The sequence below is a fragment of the Streptococcus sp. KHUD_016 genome, from assembly GCF_051106465.1.
In the GTDB taxonomy this organism is placed as follows: domain Bacteria; phylum Bacillota; class Bacilli; order Lactobacillales; family Streptococcaceae; genus Streptococcus.
Genome location: NZ_CP193663.1, coordinates 888,091 through 909,769 on the forward strand (window position 1 = coordinate 888,091; position 21,679 = coordinate 909,769).

Below are 21,679 nucleotides of genomic sequence, written 5' to 3' on the forward strand. Positions count from 1 at the left end.
ATGGCTTTAACAGAACAAAAACGTGCACGCTTAGAAAAACTCTCAGATGAAAATGGTATTATCTCAGCCCTTGCCTTTGACCAACGTGGTGCTTTGAAACGCCTCATGGCTCAATACCAAACAGAAGAACCAACAGTGGCTCAAATGGAAGAACTCAAGGTTTTGGTTGCAGATGAATTGACAAAATACGCATCCTCTATGCTTCTTGACCCTGAGTATGGTCTTCCAGCTACAAAAGCGCTTGATGCTAATGCTGGTCTTCTCCTTGCTTATGAGAAAACTGGCTACGACACAACAAGCACCAAACGCTTGCCTGACTGTTTGGATGTTTGGTCTGCAAAACGCATCAAAGAACAAGGTGCAGACGCTGTCAAATTCTTGCTTTACTATGATGTAGACAGCTCTGACGAACTCAACCAACAAAAACAAGCCTACATTGAACGAATTGGTTCTGAGTGTGTGGCGGAAGACATTCCATTCTTCCTTGAAATCTTGGCTTACGATGAAAAAATCGCTGACGCAGGTTCTGCAGAATATGCCAAAGTGAAACCACACAAGGTTATCGGTGCTATGAAGGTCTTCTCAGACCCACGCTTCAACATCGATGTTTTGAAAGTGGAAGTTCCAGTTAACGTCAAATACGTTGAAGGCTTCGCTGAAGGTGAAGTGGTTTACACACGCGAAGAAGCAGCAGCTTTCTTCAAAGCTCAAGACGAAGCAACAAATCTTCCTTACATCTACTTAAGTGCAGGTGTATCAGCCAAACTCTTCCAAGAAACCCTTGTCTTTGCCCACGAATCAGGCGCAAACTTCAACGGCGTTCTTTGTGGACGTGCAACATGGGCTGGATCAGTTGAAGCTTACATCAAAGATGGTGAAGCAGCAGCTCGCGAATGGCTACGCACAACTGGATTTGAAAACATTGACGAACTCAACAAAGTTCTTCAAACAACAGCGACTTCATGGACTGAACGTGTATAAGTTTTCCCCCCCTAATCTTAGGAACATTGATCTAAATAAAAAATTTAAAAAAAGTTGAATGTAAAGGTTTACAAAAAAACTTACTTGTGCTATACTTAAATCACAAGTTAATACAAGGTGAGTGTTACTAAGTAATATTAGGCATGATCACAGGTGAATTAGAAATCAAAGGATTTTCTAGTTCATTTGTGGTCATTTTTTATACTCATATACCTTTAAGATATAAAAGGAGGTTGACATGTATCGAATTCTAAACCCAATGAATCACAATGTCTCGCTTGTCAGAAATGACAAAGGAGAAGAGGTGATTGTAATTGGTAAGGGGATTGCATTTGGGAAAAAGAAGGGGGATTTAATTTCTGAAGATCAAGTTGAGAAAATCTTTCGGATGAAGACAGAAGAGTCCAGAGAAAATTTTATGGCTCTCCTCAAAGATGTTCCGCTGGATTTTATCACAGTGACCTATGAGATTATTGATAAGCTTTCTAAGAAATATCATTATCCGATTCAAGAGTATCTCTATGTGACCTTGACAGATCATATTTACTGTTCTTATCAAGCTCTAACACAAGGAAGGTACAAGGATAGCAATCTGCCAGATATTTCCACTAAGTATCCTGTCGCTTTTCAAATCGCAAAGGAAGCCTTTGAAATCTATCGTCAGAAGTTGACAGATCATTTCCCTGAGGATGAAATTATTCGGATCGCTTATCATTTCATCAATGCCGAAGGGGAGAATGAAGTTCAAGTGGTTGAGTCGATTGATAAGAGGAAAGAAATTCTCAGGAATGTTGAAGAAGTGCTAAAGGATTATGCAATTCAACGAACCAAAGAGAATAATCATTTCTATGATCGTTTTATGATTCATTTGAATTATTTCTTGGATTATTTAGACAGATCTAGAGATGATAACCAATCACTTCTGGATATGGAAGATCATATTAAACAATCCTATCCAAAAGCGTTCGAGATTGGTTCCAAGATCTATGATGTGATTACGCAATATACGGGTCTTGATTTGTATAAAAGTGAACGAGTTTATCTAGTTCTACATATCCAACGTTTATTGTCATAAAAATTTAATTAAAAATACATAAGGAGAATTCTATCATGAATAGAGAAGAAGTAACATTGTTAGGTTTTGAAATTGTTGCCTATGCTGGCGATGCTCGATCAAAACTATTGGAAGCCTTGAAGGCTGCTGAAGCTGGTGATTTCGCGAAAGCGGATACTCTCGTGGAGGAAGCAGGTGGTTGCATCGCTGAGGCACACCACGCGCAAACAAGCCTTTTGACTAAGGAGGCAGCTGGTGAAGATTTGGCTTATAGTGTAACCATGATGCACGGTCAGGATCACTTGATGACTACCATTTTGTTAAAAGATTTGATGCACCATTTAATCGAACTCTACAAGAGAGGAGTTAAGTAATGAACAAACTAATTTCTTTTATCGAGAAAGGAAAGCCTTTCTTTGAAAAACTGTCTCGTAATATCTACCTTCGCGCTATTCGTGATGGTTTCATTGCTGGTATGCCAGTTATTCTCTTCTCAAGTATCTTTATCTTGATTGCTTTTGTACCAAACTCATGGGGCTTTAAATGGTCTGATGATGTTGTAAATCTCCTCATGAAACCTTATAGCTATTCAATGGGGATTCTAGCTCTCTTGGTAGCTGGTACAACAGCTAAGTCATTGACCGACTCAGTAAACCGTAGCATGGAGAAAACGAACCAAATCAACTATATGTCAACACTTTTAGCTGCGATTGTTGGTTTGTTGATGTTAGCAGCTGATCCGATTGAAGGTGGCTTTGCGACAGGTTTCCTTGGAACAAAAGGTTTGCTTTCAGCATTCCTTGCTGCCTTTGTTACTGTAACCATCTATAAGGTTTGTGTTAAGAACAACGTCACTATTCGTATGCCTGACGAAGTTCCACCAAATATCTCACAAGTCTTTAAAGATGTGATTCCATTCACTCTATCAGTGGTTTCTCTTTATGCTCTCGATTTACTAGCTCGTCATTTTGTTGGTGCAAGCGTAGCTGAATCAATCGGTAAATTCTTTGCACCGTTATTCTCTGCTGCTGATGGTTATCTAGGTATTACGATTATCTTTGGTGCCTTTGCCTTCTTCTGGTTTGTTGGTATCCATGGTCCATCTATCGTTGAACCAGCAATCGCAGCTATTACCTATGCAAATGCCGAAGTCAACTTGAACCTTCTCCAACAAGGGATGCATGCAGACAAGATCCTTACTTCAGGTACACAAATGTTTATTGTTACCATGGGTGGTACAGGTGCAACACTGGTTGTTCCATTCATGTTCATGTGGTTAACTAAATCAAAACGAAATCGTGCAATCGGACGTGCTTCAGTAGTGCCAACTTTCTTTGGTGTAAATGAACCAATCTTGTTTGGTGCACCGCTTGTATTGAACCCGATTTTCTTTATTCCATTTATCTTTGCGCCAATTGCTAACGTATGGATCTTTAAATTCTTTATTGAGACGCTTGGCATGAACTCATTTACAGCCAACCTTCCTTGGACAACACCAGGTCCGCTCGGTATTGTTCTCGGTACAAACTTCCAATTCTTGTCATTTGTACTTGCTGCTTTGTTAATCCTTGTTGACGTAGCCGTTTACTATCCATTCCTCAAGGTTTATGATGAACAAATCCTTGAAGAAGAGCGTTCTGGTAAAGCCAATAATGAATTGAAAGAAAAAGTAGCTGCAAACTTCAATACTGCTAAAGCAGATGCTATTCTTGAAAAAGCTGGTGTAGAAGCAGCGCAAAACACAATCACTGAAGAAACCAATGTCTTGGTTCTCTGTGCAGGCGGAGGAACAAGTGGTCTCCTTGCAAATGCTCTAAACAAAGCAGCTGCGGAGTACAAGGTTCCTGTTAAAGCAGCAGCTGGTGGCTATGGAGCTCACCGTGAAATGTTGCCTGAGTTTGATCTGGTTATCCTTGCTCCTCAAGTAGCTTCAAACTTTGAAGACATGAAGGCCGAAACCGACAAACTTGGTATCAAACTTGCCAAGACAGAAGGTGGCCAATACATTAAACTGACTCGTGACGGAAAAGGCGCTCTTGCCTTTGTTCAAGCGCAGTTCGAAGAATAAAATGTAAATAGCAAAGAAGTGAGATGGAAGAACTCCTCCCAACTATACCCCCATCTCATTTCTATTTCTTGAAAGGTGAATCAAATGACAAAAACACTTCCAAAAGACTTTATTTTTGGCGGGGCAACAGCTGCCTATCAAGCAGAAGGTGCTACCAATACCGATGGTAAAGGACCAGTTGCCTGGGACAAATACCTCAAAGATAACTACTGGTACACTGCTGAACCAGCCAGTGATTTCTATCACAAATACCCAGTTGACCTCAAACTAGCAGAAGAGTATGGTGTCAATGGTATCCGTATCTCAATCGCTTGGTCACGTATCTTTCCAACTGGTTATGGGAAAGTTAATGACAAGGGGGTTGAGTTCTATCATAATCTATTTGCAGAGTGCCACAAACGTCATGTTGAGCCCTTTGTAACTCTTCATCACTTTGATACGCCAGAAGCTCTACATTCAAATGGAGACTTCTTAAACCGTGAAAACATTGAACACTTTGTAGACTACGCGGCTTTCTGTTTTGAAGAGTTTCCTGAAGTTAACTTTTGGACAACCTTTAATGAAATTGGGCCGATAGGAGATGGTCAGTATTTGGTTGGGAAATTCCCTCCAGGTATCCAGTACGATCTTGCCAAAGTTTTCCAATCGCACCACAATATGATGGTGTCTCATGCACGCGCGGTAAAATTGTACAAAGAGAAAGGCTATAAAGGGGAAATTGGTGTCGTGCACGCTCTCCCAACCAAGTACCCACTTGATCCTGAAAATCCTGCAGATGTTATTGCGGCAGAGTTGGAGGACATTATCCATAATAAATTTATCTTGGATGCAACTTATCTGGGTCACTACTCTGAAAAGACCCTGGCAGGGGTAGAGGCTATCTTGGCTGCCAATGGTGGTAGCTTAGATCTTCGTGAAGAAGATTTCGAAGTATTAGAAGCTGCAAAAGACTTGAATGATTTCCTTGGAATCAATTACTATATGAGTGACTGGATGGAAGCCTTTGATGGAGAAACTGAAATCATCCACAATGGGAAGGGTGAGAAAGGAAGCTCTAAATACCAAATCAAAGGCGTTGGTCGTCGTGTAGCTCCTGATTATGTACCACGTACGGATTGGGATTGGATTATCTACCCTCAAGGTTTGTATGACCAAATCATGCGTGTGAAGAAAGATTATCCTAACTACAAGAAGATTTATATTACTGAAAATGGTCTCGGCTATAAAGATGAGTTTGTTGATAACACTGTTTACGATGATGGTCGTATTGATTACGTGAAGCAACACTTGGAAGTTTTGTCTGATGCGATTGCAGATGGAGCTAATGTAAAAGGATACTTCATCTGGTCATTGATGGATGTCTTCTCATGGTCAAACGGTTATGAAAAACGTTACGGTCTCTTCTATGTTGATTTTGAAACCCAGGAGCGTTATCCTAAGAAATCAGCTCACTGGTACAAGAAACTAGCTGAGACACAACTTATTGAATAAAATTCAACAAAAATTCCCCGCCAAAAGGCAGGGGAATTTTTATGGTTTTGATAAAAGAATGGTTGTTTGTTTCGACAAATCTTCAAATGTTTCCTGACTCAGTTTGGAATCTGAAACGATGGTATCAATCTCTGAGATATTGTAGAAAGTGTAAAAATCAAACTTATTAAACTTGCTGTGGTCTGCCAGTAAGTATTTTTTATTGGCATTGTTCAAGGAGATTCGTTGTACCTCGCCCTCTTCTTCGCTGAAAGTAGCAATAGCTTTATCCTTGATACCATTACAGCTCACAAAAGCCTTAGAAAACTGAAGGTTGGTCAAATCCTGTAAGGTAAGTGTCCCTACAAAAGCACCAGTGATGGAGCGATAATTTCCGCCAATCAAGATCAAATCTGTTAGTTTTCGTTCGTTTAGGATGAGAAAAACAGGAAGACTGTTTGTTACAACACGAATGTTATCGATAGGGAGTTCACGAGCAAAACATTCTAAGGTTGTTCCTGGCCCGATAAAAATAGTTTCACCTTCGTCAATCAAATGACCAGCAAAACGACTGATTTCTTGTTTTTCAGCAATCTGTAAGCCTTGTTTTTCGACGTTTGAGCGTTCGTTGTTTAAGAGAGAACCTGTACGAAGTTTTTCAGCGCCACCATGCACACGAACCAGCAAATCCTTATCTGCCAATTCTTGTAAGTAGCGACGAGCTGTCATATCTGACACATCAAGACTCTCCATAATCTCTTTTACAGTAATAGTGCCTTTTGTGTTTACTGCTTCTAGAATACTATCTAGTTTTTCTTGCTTTAGCATCCTTATCACCTCGATTTCTACTATTATTATCTTACCATAAAACGCTCAATCAATCAAATAGAAAAAAACAAAATAAAACAAAAACAAAAATATCATGGTTGTTTTAAACAAACCATGATATTTTGAATGATTGGTCAAATTAGTCTAAACCGTAGTTGTAATCCTCGTCTTGCATGGCTTCAACTTCACCAAGGAGGTAACCATTTCCGACTTGAGAGAAGAAGTCGTGGTTAGAAGTTCCTGTTGAGATTCCGTTCATAACGATTGGATTGACATCATCAGCTGAATCAGGGAAGAGTGGATCTTGTCCTAGGTTCATAAGCGCCTTATTGGCATTGTAACGAAGGAAGGTTTTAACTTCCTCAGTCCAGCCAACACCGTCATAGAGGCTTTCTGTATACCCCTCTTCGTTCTCGTAGAGAGTGTAGAGCAGGTCGTACATCCATTCTTTGAGCTTTTCTTGCTCTTCTTCAGGTAATTCGTTGAAACCAAGTTGGAATTTGTAACCAATGTAGGTTCCGTGAACAGACTCATCACGAATGATCAGTTTGATGATTTCCGCAACGTTGGCCAGTTTGTTGTTACCGAGATAGTAGAGGGGTGTGAAGAAACCAGAGTAGAAAAGGAAGGTTTCAAGGAAAACGCTGGCAACTTTCTTTTCAAGGGGGCTACCATTGAGGTAGATTTCATTGATAATTTCTGCTTTTCTTTGTAGGTAGGGGTTAGTGTTGGTCCATTCAAAGATTTCTTCGATTTCAGCCTTGGTATTCAAGGTTGAAAAGATAGAAGAATAAGATTTTGCGTGGACAGATTCCATAAACTGGATGTTGTTGAAAACAGCTTCCTCATGTGGTGTACGGATGTCTGCGCGAAGTGCTTGAACCCCTGTTTCAGATTGCATGGTATCCAAAAGGGTCAAACCACCAAAGACTTTTCCAACCAAGTCTTTTTCTTTGTTTGATAGTTTTCTCCAGTCGTCTAGGTCATTTGACAAGGGAATACGCGTATCGAGCCAGAATTGCTCTGTCAGCTTTTCCCAAGTTGATTTGTCGATGACATCTTCGATGGCATTCCAGTTAATGGCTTTGTAGTAAGTTTCCATGTTATAAAAATCCTTTTGAATTATTCATTCTCAGTTGTATTTAAAAGTTGTTTTATATAATTGTCGTATTCCTCATCAATATCTTCTGTACTTTGATTATTTTCTTTTCTATTTTGTACTTCGACTAAGTAATTTTCTGTTTTTCGTTGAATAATTTGGTTGATTTCGTTGTTTGATGAGTTTTTTTTCTTGCTAGTTTGGAGTTTAGAAAGGAAATGTTTATATAGTTTTTGAAAACTGAGAGTAGTTATTGCACCTAGAACAGTCCCCAAAGAAATAAGTATAGTAGTTGCTTTTTTAGGTCCACCCCATAACTTTGTAAGTTGAGCCATTGTAGCATAATCCCATTTAACATCTTTTATAATTTTAATAGATTCTAAAATCAAATTTTTCATGTTGGTTACCTCAGTGAGACTTCGTTAAATCACACAGCTTTCACATTGGTTAGCACCAACTTCCCCACCGTCATCTGTAAAGGTACGGACGTAGTAGATAGACTTGATACCCTTGTTAAAGGCATAGTTACGAAGGATTGACAGGTCACGTGTCGTTTGTTTGTTTTCTTTCTTCCATTCGTAAAGACCTTTTGGAATGTCACTACGCATGAAGAGAGTGAGTGAAAGTCCTTGATCCACGTGTTCAGTTGCAGCCGCGTAAACATCAATCACCTTACGCATATCCATGTCGTAAGCAGAAGTGTAGTAAGGGATAGTATCTGTTGACAAACCTGCAGCAGGATAGTAGATTTTACCGATTTTCTTCTCTTGGCGCTCTTCGATACGTTGTGTAATCGGGTGGATAGAAGCAGAAACGTCATTGATGTAGCTGATAGAACCATTTGGAGCAACAGCTAGACGGTTTTGGTGATAAAGACCATCTGCTTGAACCTTTTCGCGAAGTTCAGCCCAATCAGCAGCACTTGGAATAAAGACATCTTTAAAGAGTTCTTTAACACGGCCTGATTTTGGAACAAATTCGCCAGTTACATACTTGTCAAAGTAGCTACCGTTAGCATAGTCTGATTTTTCAAAGTTGTGGAAGGTGATACCACGTTCGCGGGCGATATTGTTTGACTCAACCAAGGTCCAGTAGTTCATAAGCATAAAGTAGATGCTTGTAAATTCAATTGACTCAGGTGATCCGTACTCAATCAGTTGTTGGGCAAGGTAGCTATGAAGCCCCATGGCACCAAGACCAAAGGTGTGAGCTAAACTGTTTCCGTGGTCGATAGTAGGGACAGCTACGATGTGTGAACTATCTGTAACGAAAGTAAGGGCACGAACCATAGCGCGAATAGAACGACCAAAGTCAGGTGACGTCATCATGTTGACCACGTTGGTTGATCCAAGGTTACATGAAACGTCCGTTCCCATTTGAAGGAATTCCTGAGCATCGTTGATCAAGCTTGGTTCTTGAACTTGAAGAATCTCAGAACACAAGTTACTCATGATAATCTTACCATCAACTGGGTTTGCACGGTTAGCTGTATCAATGTTGACGACATAAGGATAACCAGATTCTTGTTGCAATTTAGAGATTTCAGTTTCCAAATCACGCGCCTTGATTTTTGTCTTGCGGATATTTGGATTTGCGACCAATTCATCGTATTTTTCTGTGATGTCGATGTAGTTGAACGGCACGCCATATTCAAGCTCTACAGAGTAAGGGCTGAAGAGGTACATTTCTTCATTTTTACGAGCCAATTCGTAGAATTTATCTGGTACTACAACACCAAGTGAAAGGGTCTTTACACGAACTTTTTCATCGGCATTTTCTTTCTTAGTAGAAAGGAAAGCGATGATATCTGGGTGAAAGACGTTGAGGTAGACAACCCCAGCACCTTGACGTTGCCCGAGTTGGTTTGAGTAAGAGAAGCTGTCTTCGAAAAGTTTCATAACTGGTACGACACCAGAAGCAGCACCTTCATAACCTTTAATAGGAGCCCCGGCTTCACGAAGGTTGCTGAGGGAAATTCCCACACCACCACCGATACGTGAAAGTTGAAGAGCAGAGTTGATAGAACGGCCGATAGAGTTCATATCATCAGTTACTTGAATCAAGAAACAAGATACCAACTCCCCACGACGAGCACGACCTGCATTCAAAAAGGAAGGAGTAGCTGGTTGATAGCGTTGGTGGATGATTTCATTGGCAATATCAGTCGCAATCGCTTCATCCCCGTCAGCAAAATAAAGCGCGTTAAAGAAGACACGGTCTTCCATGCTTTCAAGGTAATATTCACCGTCATTAGTCTTCAAGGCATATTGATTGTAAAACTTATAGGCAGCCATGAATGATTTGAATTGGAAGTTCTGGTCCTTGATAAATTGATGCAATTCTTCCAAAAACTCTGGACGGTACTTCTTTAGAAATGCAGTTTCGATGTAGTTGTGTTCAATGAGGTAGTTGATTTTATCAGTAATTGAATCAAAAACCATGGTATTTGGAACCACATTTTCTTTAAAGAAGGCATCCAAGGCTTCCTTATCTTTATGAAGCATGATTTGTCCATTGACAGGACGGTTAATTTCGTTATTGAGACGGAAGTAAGTTACGTCCTCAAGATGTTTTAATCCCATAAAATTTCCTTTATCTAATTACAAAAGAAAGGCCTCTAAGTTAGCCCTAGAAGCAATCTCTTCTGGATGATGTACTAAGATTATGCTAATTGTTTCAGTTTTCCTGGTTGGAAGCCTGAAAAGACTTCAGTTGGTGTTTGGATAACAGGAGCAGCGCTGAAACCGAGCTCTTTAACTTGATCGATGTACTCTGGTTGCTCGTCGAGATTGATCTCACGATAAGCGACATTGTTGCTGTCCAAGAAACGCTTGGTCATCTTACATTGGACACAGTTGTTTTTAGAATAAACGGTTACCATTTTCGTAACTCCTCTTTCAAAATAGATTACTTTCTTAGTATATCAGAAAAAAAAACTTTGTCAAACTTTTTAAACTAAATCTTGTGCTAAAAAGTTACAGTTTCAAAAACAAAGCACAAGATATAGTGTTTTGTCAGAGTGTAAAATTGGTTTTTCATTGAACTATCAAAGTTTATCAAAACAAAAAAACTATATACTGTATATTGGTAAGATAAATAGAAGATTTTCAGCAAGTTATCAGAAAGGAAAACGAAGAAAATAGCAAAAATCGTAAGAACAGGAATAAGTCTAGCTGAGACAATACTTTAATAAAATAGAAACTGTAATATTTACGAAAAAAAGAAATTTTCTACACAAGATGTCCCAATATTTTGTATTAGAATATCTAAAATATAACCAAAGTGGAAATGACAGATTATGATGTATTCATAAAAATGGATCATTGGTTAATTTTATATAGGATACTTATGAGTTTCGTATCCTTTCATAAGGAGTATATAAATACAATGTTTGAAAAAGTTCATTTTATGTGATACACTATCTGTGATTATAAGATTAAAAAATGGATATCTGAATGCTTTTGTTTGATAGAGAATGTTATCAGATTATAATTAGATTAAATGAATGAAAGAACACAGAATTAGGAGGCGCGTGGTGAAAGAAAATGATGTTATTTTAAAACGGCAATCGACTCAAATATTTTTTAAGAATGGTGATACGGATTTTTTCTTCAATTGGTTGTTAGGAATCGGTGAAATTTTTGGTTTCTCTCATGGAGAGCTTTATTATCTTGCTCAAAGATTGGGGAACTCACCAAAGCCTGATGACTGGAAAAATGTATTTTTATCGCATGTAAACTACCTTGAACAAGAAGCAAGTAATTCAGGATTGAGTGAACAAACAAAGGCGCAGTATTATCTTGCACAGACCTACTCACTTCGCTCGGCAATCCAATTTACCGATCCATTTTCTGAAGAGTATTTACCGACCGTTCGTCAAATGGAGAAGGTGTTTTCTAGTGCAATTCATTCACTAGGTGCACCGATTGAAAAATTAACTATTCCCTATCAGGGTTCTTACTTGCCTGGTTATTATCTTCATAGCGACGATAATTGCCCAACGATAATCATGATTGGTGGAGGTGATACTTATCGCGAAGATTTATTTTACTTTGCAGGATATCCTGGATGGATACGAAATTATAATGTTTTAATGGTTGATCTTCCTGGTCAAGGGAGCAATCCTAGTAGAGGGCTGGTCTTTGATGTGGATGCTTCTATTCCAATTTCATTATGCATAGACTGGTTGGAAAATAGAAATCCTAAACTAAATTATTTAGCTATTTATGGTGTCAGCGGAGGGGGATATTTTACTGCACAAGCTGTCGAAAAGGATCCAAGAATTCATGCTTGGATTGCTAGTACCCCTATTTACGACGTTGCAGAACTTTTCAGAAAAGAATTTGGATCAAGTTTGAAAGCACCTAGTTGGTTAATAAATGCCATTTTAAAATTAGCTGGAAATTGGAATGAATCAGCAAATTTAAATCTTAAAAAGTATGCATGGCAGTTTGGTACTTCTGATTTTAAGAGTGCTATTGATGATGTATTTAACCATGCAAAGATTGTGGATTACCAAAAAATTCAATGCCCATGCCTTTTTATCATGGGAAAGGGTGAGGGTGCTGAACTGCAGCATCAAACTAAGGTGATTTATGAAGAACTTAAATCTAAAAATCAACAAACTAAACTTCAAGTATTTGAGGCGGAAAGTGGTGCGGACGCTCATTGCCAAGTCAATAATCTAAGACTCGCCCATAATGTCGTTTTTGATTGGTTGGATACTTTATTTGAATGGAATCAATCAAAGTTTTAGTTCTACTTATACCACTTAGATATATCTACCTTTTTACTGTTAGGGGCTACAAACTTATTTTACTTTAAGTAGCAAATTGGATAAATTCTCTACTGTTGATGGTAAGAGTAGGTTTTAGAATTTCAGGATTTGATGAAGTCTTTTCAAATAATGGATTTACTGAGTTATATTAATTATAGTTAAATAGTATTATTTCATTATTTACTAGGATTGTCCTCTGATTGGTATTAAGGGAAAATAGCTTTGAAAATTGAATTTTGATGATGACATTCTTTGAACAATTAGTGTTTAGATATGCTATTTAGTTACTAGAGTGCTCATTTAATAGAAAAAGAAGTAATTTCATTTTCAGTAAAAGTCCATAAAATACTTGAAAAATTATCTAGAAGGTGATATAATACAGTCTTGTAAGGGTTATCACATATAACTCAAAAAAGAAATAACTAAAGGAGAGTCAAACTATGGCTTCTAAAGATTTCCACGTAGTGGCAGAAACAGGTATTCACGCGCGTCCAGCAACATTGTTGGTTCAAACAGCTAGCAAATTTGCTTCAGATATCACTCTTGAATACAAAGGTAAATCAGTAAATCTTAAATCTATCATGGGTGTTATGAGTCTTGGTGTTGGCCAAGGTGCTGACGTTACAATTTCAGCTGAAGGTGCAGATGCTGACGACGCAATCGCTGCTATCACTGAAACTATGGAAAAAGAAGGATTGGCATAAGGAAAATGACAGAAATGCTTAAAGGAATCGCAGCATCTGACGGTGTTGCAGTTGCAAAAGCATATCTACTCGTTCAACCGGATTTGTCATTTGAGACTATTACAGTCGAAGATACAAACGCAGAAGAAGCTCGCCTTGATGCCGCTCTACAGGCATCACAAGACGAGCTTTCTGTTATTCGCGAGAAAGCAGTAGGTACGCTCGGTGAAGAAGCAGCTCAAGTTTTTGACGCTCACTTAATGGTTCTTGCTGACCCAGAAATGATCAGCCAAATCAAGGAAACAATCCGTGCGAAGAAAGTGAATGCAGAAGCAGGTCTGAAAGAAGTAACAGACATGTTTATCACTATCTTTGAAGGCATGGAAGACAACCCATACATGCAAGAACGCGCTGCGGATATCCGCGACGTGACAAAACGTGTATTGGCCAACCTCCTTGGTAAAAAATTGCCAAACCCAGCTTCTATCAATGAAGAAGTGATTGTGATTGCGCATGACTTGACTCCTTCAGATACAGCTCAATTGGACAAAAACTTTGTAAAAGCTTTTGTAACCAACATTGGTGGACGTACAAGCCACTCTGCTATCATGGCGCGTACACTTGAAATTGCAGCAGTATTGGGAACAAACAACATCACTGAAATCGTTAAAGACGGTGATATTCTTGCCGTTAACGGTATCACAGGTGAGGTTATTATCAATCCAACTGATGAGCAAGCGGCTGAATTCAAGGCTGCTGGTGAAGCTTATGCGAAACAAAAAGCTGAATGGGCTCTCTTGAAAGATGCTAAAACAGTAACTGCTGATGGCAAACACTTTGAATTGGCTGCCAACATCGGTACTCCAAAAGACGTTGAAGGTGTCAATGACAACGGTGCTGAAGCTGTTGGTCTATACCGTACAGAGTTCTTGTATATGGATTCTCAAGACTTCCCAACAGAAGATGAGCAGTACGAAGCTTACAAGGCTGTACTTGAAGGAATGAACGGTAAACCTGTTGTCGTTCGTACAATGGATATCGGTGGAGATAAGGAACTTCCTTACTTCGATATGCCTCATGAAATGAACCCATTCCTTGGATTCCGTGCCCTTCGTATCTCTATCTCTGAGACTGGAGATGCTATGTTCCGCACACAAATCCGTGCCCTTCTTCGTGCGTCTGTTCACGGTCAATTGCGTATCATGTTCCCAATGGTTGCGCTCTTGAAAGAATTCCGTGCAGCGAAAGCAGTCTTTGACGAAGAAAAAGCAAATCTTCTTGCCGAAGGTGTTGCAGTTGCGGATAATATCCAAGTTGGTATCATGATCGAAATCCCAGCAGCAGCAATGCTTGCAGACCAATTTGCTAAAGAAGTTGACTTCTTCTCAATTGGTACAAACGACTTGATCCAATACACAATGGCAGCAGACCGCATGAACGAACAAGTTTCATACCTTTACCAACCATACAACCCATCAATCCTACGCTTGATCAACAATGTGATCAAAGCAGCTCACGCTGAAGGGAAATGGGCTGGAATGTGTGGTGAGATGGCTGGTGATCAACAAGCTGTTCCACTTCTTGTCGGAATGGGCTTGGATGAGTTCTCTATGTCAGCAACATCTGTACTTCGTACGCGTAGCTTGATGAAGAAATTGGATACAGCTAAGATGGAAGAGTACGCAAACCGTGCCCTTACAGAATGCTCAACAATGGAAGAAGTCCTTGAACTTCAAAAAGAATACGTTAATTTTGATTAATCGAAAAGTCCTTGCAACTCAGTTGCAGGGGCTTTTTTAAAGAATTTTCAAGAAAATCTTTTTTATATAAAGTCCATTCTAGAGAAAGTAGCGGTGAAGAATAAAAAAATACTTAACTGGTTCATAAAATTCTTGACAAGTTGCAAATTTAGGAGTAAACTATTAACCAGTTAATTAATAGAGAGGAGTTTCTGCAATTTAGAAATGAATTGCAAATAGAAATATCAAAAAAGAAAGTGAGTTTCAATGAAAATTAATAAAAAATACCTTGCTGGTTCTGCGGCAGCTTTAATTTTAAGTGTCTGTTCTTACGAGTTGGGACTGTATCAAGCTAGAACAGTCAAAGAAAATAATCGTGTTTCCTATATAGATGGAAAACAGGCGGCACAAAAAACGGAGAATCTGACTCCTGATGAGGTTAGCAAGAAAGAAGGCATCAATGCGGAGCAAATCGTCATCAAGATAACAGACCAGGGCTATGTCACTTCGCATGGCGACCACTATCATTACTATAATGGCAAAGTCCCTTATGACGCTATCATCAGTGAAGAGTTGCTGATGAAGGATCCAAACTACCAGCTCAAGGACGAGGATATTATCAGTGAAATCAAGGGTGGTTATGTTATCAAGGTAGATGGAAAATACTATGTTTACCTTAAGGACGCATCCCATGCGGATAATGTCCGTACGAAAGAAGAAATCAATCGGCAAAAACAAGAGCATAGTCAGCATCGTGAAGGAGGAACTTCAGCAAACGATGGTGCGGTAGCCTTGGCACGTTCACAGGGACGCTATACCACGGATGATGGATATATCTTTAATGCATCCGATATCATTGAAGATACTGGTGATGCTTATATCGTTCCTCATGGCAACCATTACCATTACATTCCTAAGAGTGAGTTATCAGCCAGCGAATTGGCTGCCGCAGAAGCCTTCCTATCTGGTAGAAGTGGCCAATCAAAGGCGCCTACTTATCGCCGTACCAATAACAACAGTGCTAGCAGCGATGTAGATAGATGGACCTCATCCTATAATAACCAAGGCAACAGCTATACGAACACAGCTAACAACAGTAGCGACGATAACCAAGCAAGTCAGAGTGATGAGGATATTGATAGCCTTCTGAAACAACTTTACGCCTTGCCGCTCAGCCAACGACACGTAGAATCTGATGGCCTTGTCTTCGACCCAGCACAGATTACAAGTCGAACAGCTAGAGGAGTTGCCGTGCCTCATGGGAACCATTACCATTTCATCCCTTATTCACAGATGTCTGAATTGGAAGAACGAATCGCTCGTATTATTCCTCTACAGTACAGTTCGAACCATAGGGTGCCGGATTCAAGACCAGAAGAACCAAGTCCACAACCGACTCCGGAACCTAGTCCAAGCCCGCAACCTGCACCAAATCCTCAACCATCTCCAAGCAATCCAATTGACGAAAAATTGGTCAAACAGGCAATTCGAAAAGTAGATGATGGTTATGTATTTGAGGAGAATGGAACATCTCGTTATATTCCTGGCAAGGAACTTTCAGCAGAAACAGCAGCAGCAATTGATAGTAAACTAGCCAAGCAAGAAAGTTTGTCTCATAAACTCGGAGCTAAGAAAACCAATCTCCCATCTGGTGATCGAGGATTTTACAATAAGGCTTATGATTTACTAGCAAGAATTCATCAGGACTTACTTGATAATAAAGGTCGTAAAGTTGATTTTGACGCTTTGGATAAACTGTTGGAACGTTTAAATGATGAAAGCAGTGATAAAGTTAAGTTGGTCGAAGATATACTTGCATTTCTAGCACCGATTCGTCATCCAGAACGTCTAGGAAAACCAAATGCGCAAATTGCCTACACTGATGATGAGATTCAGGTAGCCAAGTTGGCAGGCAAGTATACAACAGAAGATGGCTATATCTTTGATCCCCGTGATATCACCAGTGATGAGGGGGATGCCTATGTAACTCCACATATGACCCATAGTCATTGGATTAAGAAAGATAGTTTGTCTGAAGCCGAAAGAGCGGCAGCCCAGGCTTATGCTAAAGAGAAAGGTTTAACACCTCCTTCGACAGGAAATACAGAGACTAAAGGAGCAGAAGCTATCTACAACCGCGTGAAAGCAGCTAAGAAGGTGCCTCTTGATCGTATGCCTTACAATCTCCAACATACCGTGGAAGTTAAAAACGGTAGTTTAATCATTCCTCATTATGATCATTACCATAACATCAAATTTGAGTGGTTTGACGAAGGACTTTATGAGGCACCTAAGGGGTATAGTCTAGAAGATCTCTTTGCGACTGTGAAGTACTATGTCGAACATCCAAACGAACGTCCGCATTCAGATAGTGGTTGGGGAAATGCAAGTGACCATGTTCAAAGAAACCAAAATGGTCAAGCTGATAACAATCATACGGATAAACCATCAGTAGAGAAACCTCGGGCAGACAAACCTGAGGAAGAAAAGCCGCGCGAAGAGAAGCCTCAAAGTGAGAAACCAGAATCTCCAAAACCAACTGAGGAGCCGGAAGAAGAATTACCAGAGGAACCAGAAGAACCTCAGGTCGAGACTGAAAAGGTTGAAGCGAAGTTGAGAGAGGCTGAAGAGCTACTTGCAAAGATCCAAGACCCCATTATCAAGTCCAATGCCAAAGAAACTCTCACTGGCTTAAAAAATAACCTGCTATTTGGTGCTCAGGATAACAATACCATTATGGCTGAAGCTGAAAAGTTGTTGGCTTTATTAAAGGAGAGCAAGTAAAGGTAGAAGCATTTTCTAGATCCTAAAAACAGGATAGGAGAACTAGAAAAGTTAAAATCGAAAATGAGAATAGAATGTAAGTTCTAGTTCTCATTTTTTTCATGAAAATGTGAAAAATATCTTGACATATAGTGTAAATAAAGATAAACTATTTACTAGTTAATTAAATGGTTAAATACTAGTTAAGGAGTAACGATGAAAAAAAGAACATTTCTATTATTAGTGGTAGGTCTCTTGATTCTTGTCTTAGGAGCATGTAGCCAAAAAGAAAAACAAGAATCAAAAGGGATGAAGATTGTCACAAGTTTTTACCCAATCTATGCCATGGTCAAAGAGGTATCAGGTGACTTGAATGATGTACGGATGATTCAGTCAAGTAGTGGGATTCACTCCTTTGAACCATCAGCAAATGACATTGCTGCCATTTATGATGCGGATGTCTTTGTCTATCACTCTCATACGCTCGAATCTTGGGCTGGAAGTCTAGATCCTAACTTGAAAAATTCAAAAGTTAAGGTTTTAGAAGCTTCTGAAGGGATGACGTTGGAGCGTGTACCGGGCTTAGAAGATGTAGAAGCTGGTGACGGCATCGATGAAAAAACACTCTACGACCCTCACACTTGGTTAGATCCAGAAAAAGCAGGTGAAGAAGCTCAGATTATCGCTGACAAACTTTCGGAGATTGATAGTTCTAATAAGGAAACGTATCAAAAGAATGCTAAAAACTTTATCGCTAAAGCCCAAGAATTGACTAAGAAGTACCAGCCTATTTTTGAAAAAGCGAGTCAAAAGACCTTTGTTACACAACACACAGCCTTTTCTTATCTCGCTAAACGCTTTGGTTTGAAACAACTTGGTATAGCAGGGATTTCCCCTGAACAAGAACCAAGTCCGAGACAACTAACAGAAATTCAGGAATTCGTTAAGACCTATAAGGTTAAAACCATCTTTACTGAGAGCAATGCTTCTTCTAAAGTCGCTGAGACCTTGGTCAAATCAACAGGAGTTAGCCTAAAGACACTCAATCCTTTAGAAGCAGATCCTGAAAATGACAAAACTTACTTAGAAAATCTAGAAGAAAACATGAATGTTCTTGCAGAAGAATTAAAATGAGGAGATGATGAAAATGAAGAAGAAATACCTTGCAGCAGGATCGGCTCTTGTCCTTTCCCTAAGCCTTTGCATCTATGCATTGAACCAACACCAGGTGGAAGAAAACAAAGATAATAATCGTGTGTCTTATGTCGATGGGAAGCAAGACACTAAAAAAACAGAGAATCAGACACCAGATCAAGTTAGCAAAAAAGAAGACATTCAGGCTGAACAAATTGTCGTGAAAATCACCGATCAAGGTTATGTGACTTCACATGGTGATCATTTCCATTATTACAATGGTAAAGTTCCTTTTGACGCGATTTTCAGCGAAGAACTGTTGATGAAAGATGCCAATTATCAACTGAAAGATGCTGATATTGTCAATGAAATCAAAGGTGGTTACATTATCAAGGTGGATGGCAAGTATTATGTCTACCTTAAAGATGTGGCTCATGCTGATAATGTTCGTACGAAGGACGAAATTGAGCGCCAAAAACAAGGTCATACTCATGATGCACCAACTTCTAACAGTGCAGTGGCGCTTGCTCAATCTCAAGGTCGTTATACTACAGATGATGGCTACATCTTTAATCCGTCTGATATTATTGAGGATACTGGTGATGCTTATATCGTCCCTCATGGTGGACATTATCACTATATCCCAAAGAGTTCCTTGTCTGCTAGTGAATTGGCTGCTGCCCAAGCCTACCTTTCTGGAACTAGAAAACAACCGAGTGTGACTGACTATCGTCCAAGTCAAAATGGAACCAGTCAAACCACTAATCCTAGTCAACAAACTGAAAGACCAAGCAATCCAGAAGAGAGCTTACAAACTCTATTGCAGCAACTCTATGCTCTTCCAAGTAGTCAACGTTATGCTGAATCAGATGGCTTGATTTTTGACCCTGCTAAGATTTCAAGCAGAACACCGAGTGGTGTGGCGATTCCTCACGGAAATCACTATCATTTCATCCCATATACAAAGCTTTCTGCATTGGAAGAAAAGATTGCGCGTATGATTCCTTTATCTAGCGACAGTGGGAAGCCAACACCTTTGGAAAATCCAAGTAAACCAGTAGAGCATTCAGCTCAACAAGATCATCATGACCAATACGGTGACCAAGGAAGTCAAGATACCAACCATGAAGATCATGACCATGATGGAGTGGAGCATGACCACCACGGTGAAGAACATGATCATGGTTTTGCAGCTGACCGTGTTATTAGTGAAGATGAGCAAGGGTTTGTAGTTTCTCATGGAGATCACGCTCATTATTTCTTTAAGAAGGACTTGACTGCAGCTCAAATCAAAGCTGCCCAGGATCACTTGAAAGAAAATCATCAGTCGCAGCACGTTCAACCACTTGCAAAGACTGTGGAAAGTTTCTCAAGAGATGCTAGCGATGAAGAAAAAATCAAGTATATCTCACAGACATACGGAGTTCCGCTCGAAGCGATTCGTATTTCAAATGGATTCTTTGTCTTTGGAAATCCGGATCAAGCCTATGATCCAACCCATATCCATCCCTATGCTGTTCGAAAAGAACATGTTCGTATTCCTCTCCAAACTGGAAATCCAGAACTGGATTTCCTAAATGAACTTTATACGACTGCCCTACGTGATGGGGTGTCTCCTTATAGTTTGCAAGTAGAGAATGGTAGCTTTGTGATTCCTCACGGTGATCACAATCACTACATTAAGGTTCAGACAAAGGGCTATGAAGTAGCTTTGAAAAATAAGATTCCGGCCCTACAATCGACCTATCAACCTGGAGCATTTGATGAACAAACAGTTCTATCTAAGGTGGATCAACTTTTAGCAGATAGCAGAAGTCTCTACAAAGACCAGCCAATCATGCAGAGACGTGTTGAACTTGCTTTGGGGCAGTTCACCGAAAATATGAAAAAACTGGCAACAAACTCAACTGCTGGATATCTAGCAGCCTTGGATCTCTTTGATAAACAGTATATCCATGTGGATCAAAGTGTGGCACCAGTTGAAACTTCACCTTTAGATAAGAAGTACCAAGCCCTTGTAGATAAGATCAATACATTGGATACAGATACTTATGGCTTGCCTAAGAAGGATCTTTTGGTACATTTGCAGGAAGCAAAACTAGCACAGGATGAGACAGAGTTGGCTGCGATTGAAGCGAAACTGCAGGCCTTGCAAGATTTCCGAGATCGAACAGGGGTTACAACAGTAGAGTACATCAAGTATTTCTATGAACATGTGTCTGATGGTCGTTTGAGAGAAGAACTTCGAAACCGTGTTGCTAAATTGACATGGGAACTTTACCAGTCACAATCTTTCCTAAAAGCAACCGACTTGAACAAGTTATTCCCAACTATTTACCAAACTAAGCTAGAAGTAGAAGAAGCTCTCAAAGAAGAACCCGTTTCTACAAAAGCTGGTAAGACTATTCTAGATACGGAAAAAGTAGATAGTCAAACTGCTAAGACCGCCATCTATGAATTCCTAAAAGAGCTCTACGGTGATTTTATGCCAGAAGAGCGGGTTAGCCATGTTAAGAAGGAAGAAGTGGATGCTCTTCTAACTAAAGCTGCCCAACTCCTAGCACGTGTCAAAGAAGATGGTGTCAAACAATCCCTAGCTGAAGAAGCAGCTAATATCAAAGCGGCTACTGAAAAGGAAAATGCAGACCTTGACGAAGCTAAAACACAACTTGAGGATCTCTTGAATCGTATTGCAGCGACTATCCAACGAGAGAAAAAAGAAGCAGAACAAGATCCACAAACGGTGATTATCTACCAAAAACTCTATAATATCTTGCTCTCTCTTCACAAGTACCTAGAGGATAACAAAGGATCCGATGCTGACTTTGAACGTGTTGATGCCCTATTTGATCAACTTGCAGCTAAAAGTAGTGATAAAGAAGGTCTCCTCACTCTAGCTAAAGATATCATTAGCTTGAACCAAGAACTTCGTTCAAAAGCAAGTGAAACTGACAGTCAATCTAAGTCTGAGAAAGGCAGTGAAACAACTGCTTCTCAATCAAGCGAAAAGCAAGAGAAAAGTGAGACTGAGCCAAGTGCTCAACCAAACGAATAAAAAGAAAGACGAAGTAGCTGAGCTACCT

General features: G+C 39.7%; 16 protein-coding genes. 11 read left to right on the forward strand and 5 right to left on the reverse strand.

Annotation, left to right across the window (positions count from 1 at the left end; genetic code table 11):
* From lacD to lacG, 5 genes are all read left to right on the forward strand, one after another.
* On the forward strand, positions 1–981 hold the full coding sequence (lacD, locus tag ACORHV_RS04130; RefSeq protein ID WP_434398915.1) for a tagatose-bisphosphate aldolase: 981 nt from the start codon (positions 1–3) through the stop codon (positions 979–981).
* A 238-nt stretch (positions 982–1,219) separates the two neighbouring features.
* Positions 1,220–2,056 carry a PRD domain-containing protein gene (locus tag ACORHV_RS04135; protein ID WP_434398917.1) on the forward strand — a complete coding sequence of 279 codons (837 nt, stop codon included), beginning with the start codon at positions 1,220–1,222 and terminating at the stop codon, positions 2,054–2,056.
* A gap of 35 nt (positions 2,057–2,091) precedes the next feature.
* The gene (locus ACORHV_RS04140) at positions 2,092–2,409 is read left to right on the forward strand and encodes a PTS lactose/cellobiose transporter subunit IIA (RefSeq protein ID WP_001078327.1); all 318 of its coding nucleotides are present in this window, start codon (positions 2,092–2,094) and stop codon (positions 2,407–2,409) included.
* Positions 2,409–4,103: a lactose-specific PTS transporter subunit EIIC gene (locus ACORHV_RS04145; protein ID WP_434398919.1), complete on the forward strand. Its 1,695-nt coding sequence runs from the start codon at positions 2,409–2,411 to the stop codon at positions 4,101–4,103. Before ACORHV_RS04140 ends, ACORHV_RS04145 begins: the two co-directional genes overlap by 1 nt.
* Before the next feature lie 84 nt (positions 4,104–4,187).
* On the forward strand, positions 4,188–5,594 hold the full coding sequence (gene lacG / locus ACORHV_RS04150; RefSeq protein WP_434398921.1) for a 6-phospho-beta-galactosidase: 1,407 nt from the start codon (positions 4,188–4,190) through the stop codon (positions 5,592–5,594).
* A gap of 39 nt (positions 5,595–5,633) precedes the next feature.
* Here the strand turns inward: lacG and ACORHV_RS04155 are convergent, their stop codons facing one another.
* The 5 genes from ACORHV_RS04155 to nrdH all read right to left on the reverse strand — a co-directional run bounded on the left by ACORHV_RS04155 (position 5,634) and on the right by nrdH (position 10,381).
* Positions 5,634–6,401, reverse strand: a complete 768-nt coding sequence (locus ACORHV_RS04155) for a DeoR/GlpR family DNA-binding transcription regulator (protein WP_000917586.1) — start codon at positions 6,399–6,401, stop codon at positions 5,634–5,636.
* Between the two features lie 139 nt (positions 6,402–6,540).
* Positions 6,541–7,503, reverse strand: a complete 963-nt coding sequence (gene nrdF, locus ACORHV_RS04160; RefSeq protein ID WP_000451372.1) for a class 1b ribonucleoside-diphosphate reductase subunit beta — start codon at positions 7,501–7,503, stop codon at positions 6,541–6,543.
* A gap of 20 nt (positions 7,504–7,523) precedes the next feature.
* The gene (locus ACORHV_RS04165) at positions 7,524–7,898 is read right to left on the reverse strand and encodes a hypothetical protein (protein ID WP_216732564.1); all 375 of its coding nucleotides are present in this window, start codon (positions 7,896–7,898) and stop codon (positions 7,524–7,526) included.
* A gap of 24 nt (positions 7,899–7,922) precedes the next feature.
* Positions 7,923–10,082, reverse strand: a complete 2,160-nt coding sequence (nrdE, locus tag ACORHV_RS04170; protein WP_272157049.1) for a class 1b ribonucleoside-diphosphate reductase subunit alpha — start codon at positions 10,080–10,082, stop codon at positions 7,923–7,925.
* 80 nt (positions 10,083–10,162) lie between these two features.
* Positions 10,163–10,381, reverse strand: a complete 219-nt coding sequence (gene nrdH / locus ACORHV_RS04175) for a glutaredoxin-like protein NrdH (RefSeq protein WP_000259240.1) — start codon at positions 10,379–10,381, stop codon at positions 10,163–10,165.
* A gap of 654 nt (positions 10,382–11,035) precedes the next feature.
* Between nrdH and ACORHV_RS04180 the strand changes: the two genes are divergently transcribed.
* The 6 genes from ACORHV_RS04180 to ACORHV_RS04205 all read left to right on the forward strand — a co-directional run bounded on the left by ACORHV_RS04180 (position 11,036) and on the right by ACORHV_RS04205 (position 21,651).
* A complete protein-coding gene (locus ACORHV_RS04180) occupies positions 11,036–12,256 on the forward strand; it encodes an alpha/beta hydrolase family protein (RefSeq protein WP_000661899.1) in 1,221 nt (406 codons plus the stop codon).
* A gap of 461 nt (positions 12,257–12,717) precedes the next feature.
* Entirely contained in the window at positions 12,718–12,981 is a 264-nt protein-coding gene (locus ACORHV_RS04185; protein ID WP_000146948.1) for a phosphocarrier protein HPr, read from the forward strand.
* A 5-nt stretch (positions 12,982–12,986) separates the two neighbouring features.
* On the forward strand, positions 12,987–14,720 hold the full coding sequence (gene ptsP / locus ACORHV_RS04190) for a phosphoenolpyruvate--protein phosphotransferase (RefSeq protein ID WP_000138129.1): 1,734 nt from the start codon (positions 12,987–12,989) through the stop codon (positions 14,718–14,720).
* A 246-nt stretch (positions 14,721–14,966) separates the two neighbouring features.
* Positions 14,967–17,483: a pneumococcal-type histidine triad protein gene (locus ACORHV_RS04195; protein WP_434398925.1), complete on the forward strand. Its 2,517-nt coding sequence runs from the start codon at positions 14,967–14,969 to the stop codon at positions 17,481–17,483.
* A gap of 195 nt (positions 17,484–17,678) precedes the next feature.
* Entirely contained in the window at positions 17,679–18,596 is a 918-nt protein-coding gene (locus ACORHV_RS04200) for a metal ABC transporter solute-binding protein, Zn/Mn family (RefSeq protein WP_434398927.1), read from the forward strand.
* A gap of 13 nt (positions 18,597–18,609) precedes the next feature.
* Positions 18,610–21,651, forward strand: coding sequence for a pneumococcal-type histidine triad protein (locus tag ACORHV_RS04205; RefSeq protein WP_434398929.1), 3,042 nt, complete (start codon positions 18,610–18,612; stop codon positions 21,649–21,651).
* Positions 21,652–21,679 lie beyond the last annotated feature (28 nt).

Bases quoted from the DNA above. Each gene is read 5' to 3' on its own strand.
- lacD (WP_434398915.1), top strand. From the start codon at position 1: ATGGCTTTAACAGAACAAAAACGTGCACGCTTAGAAAAACTCTCAGAT.
- ACORHV_RS04135 (WP_434398917.1), top strand. From the start codon at position 1,220: ATGTATCGAATTCTAAACCCAATGAATCACAATGTCTCGCTTGTCAGA.
- ACORHV_RS04140 (WP_001078327.1), top strand. From the start codon at position 2,092: ATGAATAGAGAAGAAGTAACATTGTTAGGTTTTGAAATTGTTGCCTAT.
- ACORHV_RS04145 (WP_434398919.1), top strand. From the start codon at position 2,409: ATGAACAAACTAATTTCTTTTATCGAGAAAGGAAAGCCTTTCTTTGAA.
- lacG (WP_434398921.1), top strand. From the start codon at position 4,188: ATGACAAAAACACTTCCAAAAGACTTTATTTTTGGCGGGGCAACAGCT.
- ACORHV_RS04155 (WP_000917586.1), bottom strand. From the start codon at position 6,401: ATGCTAAAGCAAGAAAAACTAGATAGTATTCTAGAAGCAGTAAACACA.
- nrdF (WP_000451372.1), bottom strand. From the start codon at position 7,503: ATGGAAACTTACTACAAAGCCATTAACTGGAATGCCATCGAAGATGTC.
- ACORHV_RS04165 (WP_216732564.1), bottom strand. From the start codon at position 7,898: ATGAAAAATTTGATTTTAGAATCTATTAAAATTATAAAAGATGTTAAA.
- nrdE (WP_272157049.1), bottom strand. From the start codon at position 10,082: ATGGGATTAAAACATCTTGAGGACGTAACTTACTTCCGTCTCAATAAC.
- nrdH (WP_000259240.1), bottom strand. From the start codon at position 10,381: ATGGTAACCGTTTATTCTAAAAACAACTGTGTCCAATGTAAGATGACC.
- ACORHV_RS04185 (WP_000146948.1), top strand. From the start codon at position 12,718: ATGGCTTCTAAAGATTTCCACGTAGTGGCAGAAACAGGTATTCACGCG.
- ptsP (WP_000138129.1), top strand. From the start codon at position 12,987: ATGACAGAAATGCTTAAAGGAATCGCAGCATCTGACGGTGTTGCAGTT.
- ACORHV_RS04195 (WP_434398925.1), top strand. From the start codon at position 14,967: ATGAAAATTAATAAAAAATACCTTGCTGGTTCTGCGGCAGCTTTAATT.
- ACORHV_RS04200 (WP_434398927.1), top strand. From the start codon at position 17,679: ATGAAAAAAAGAACATTTCTATTATTAGTGGTAGGTCTCTTGATTCTT.
- ACORHV_RS04205 (WP_434398929.1), top strand. From the start codon at position 18,610: ATGAAGAAGAAATACCTTGCAGCAGGATCGGCTCTTGTCCTTTCCCTA.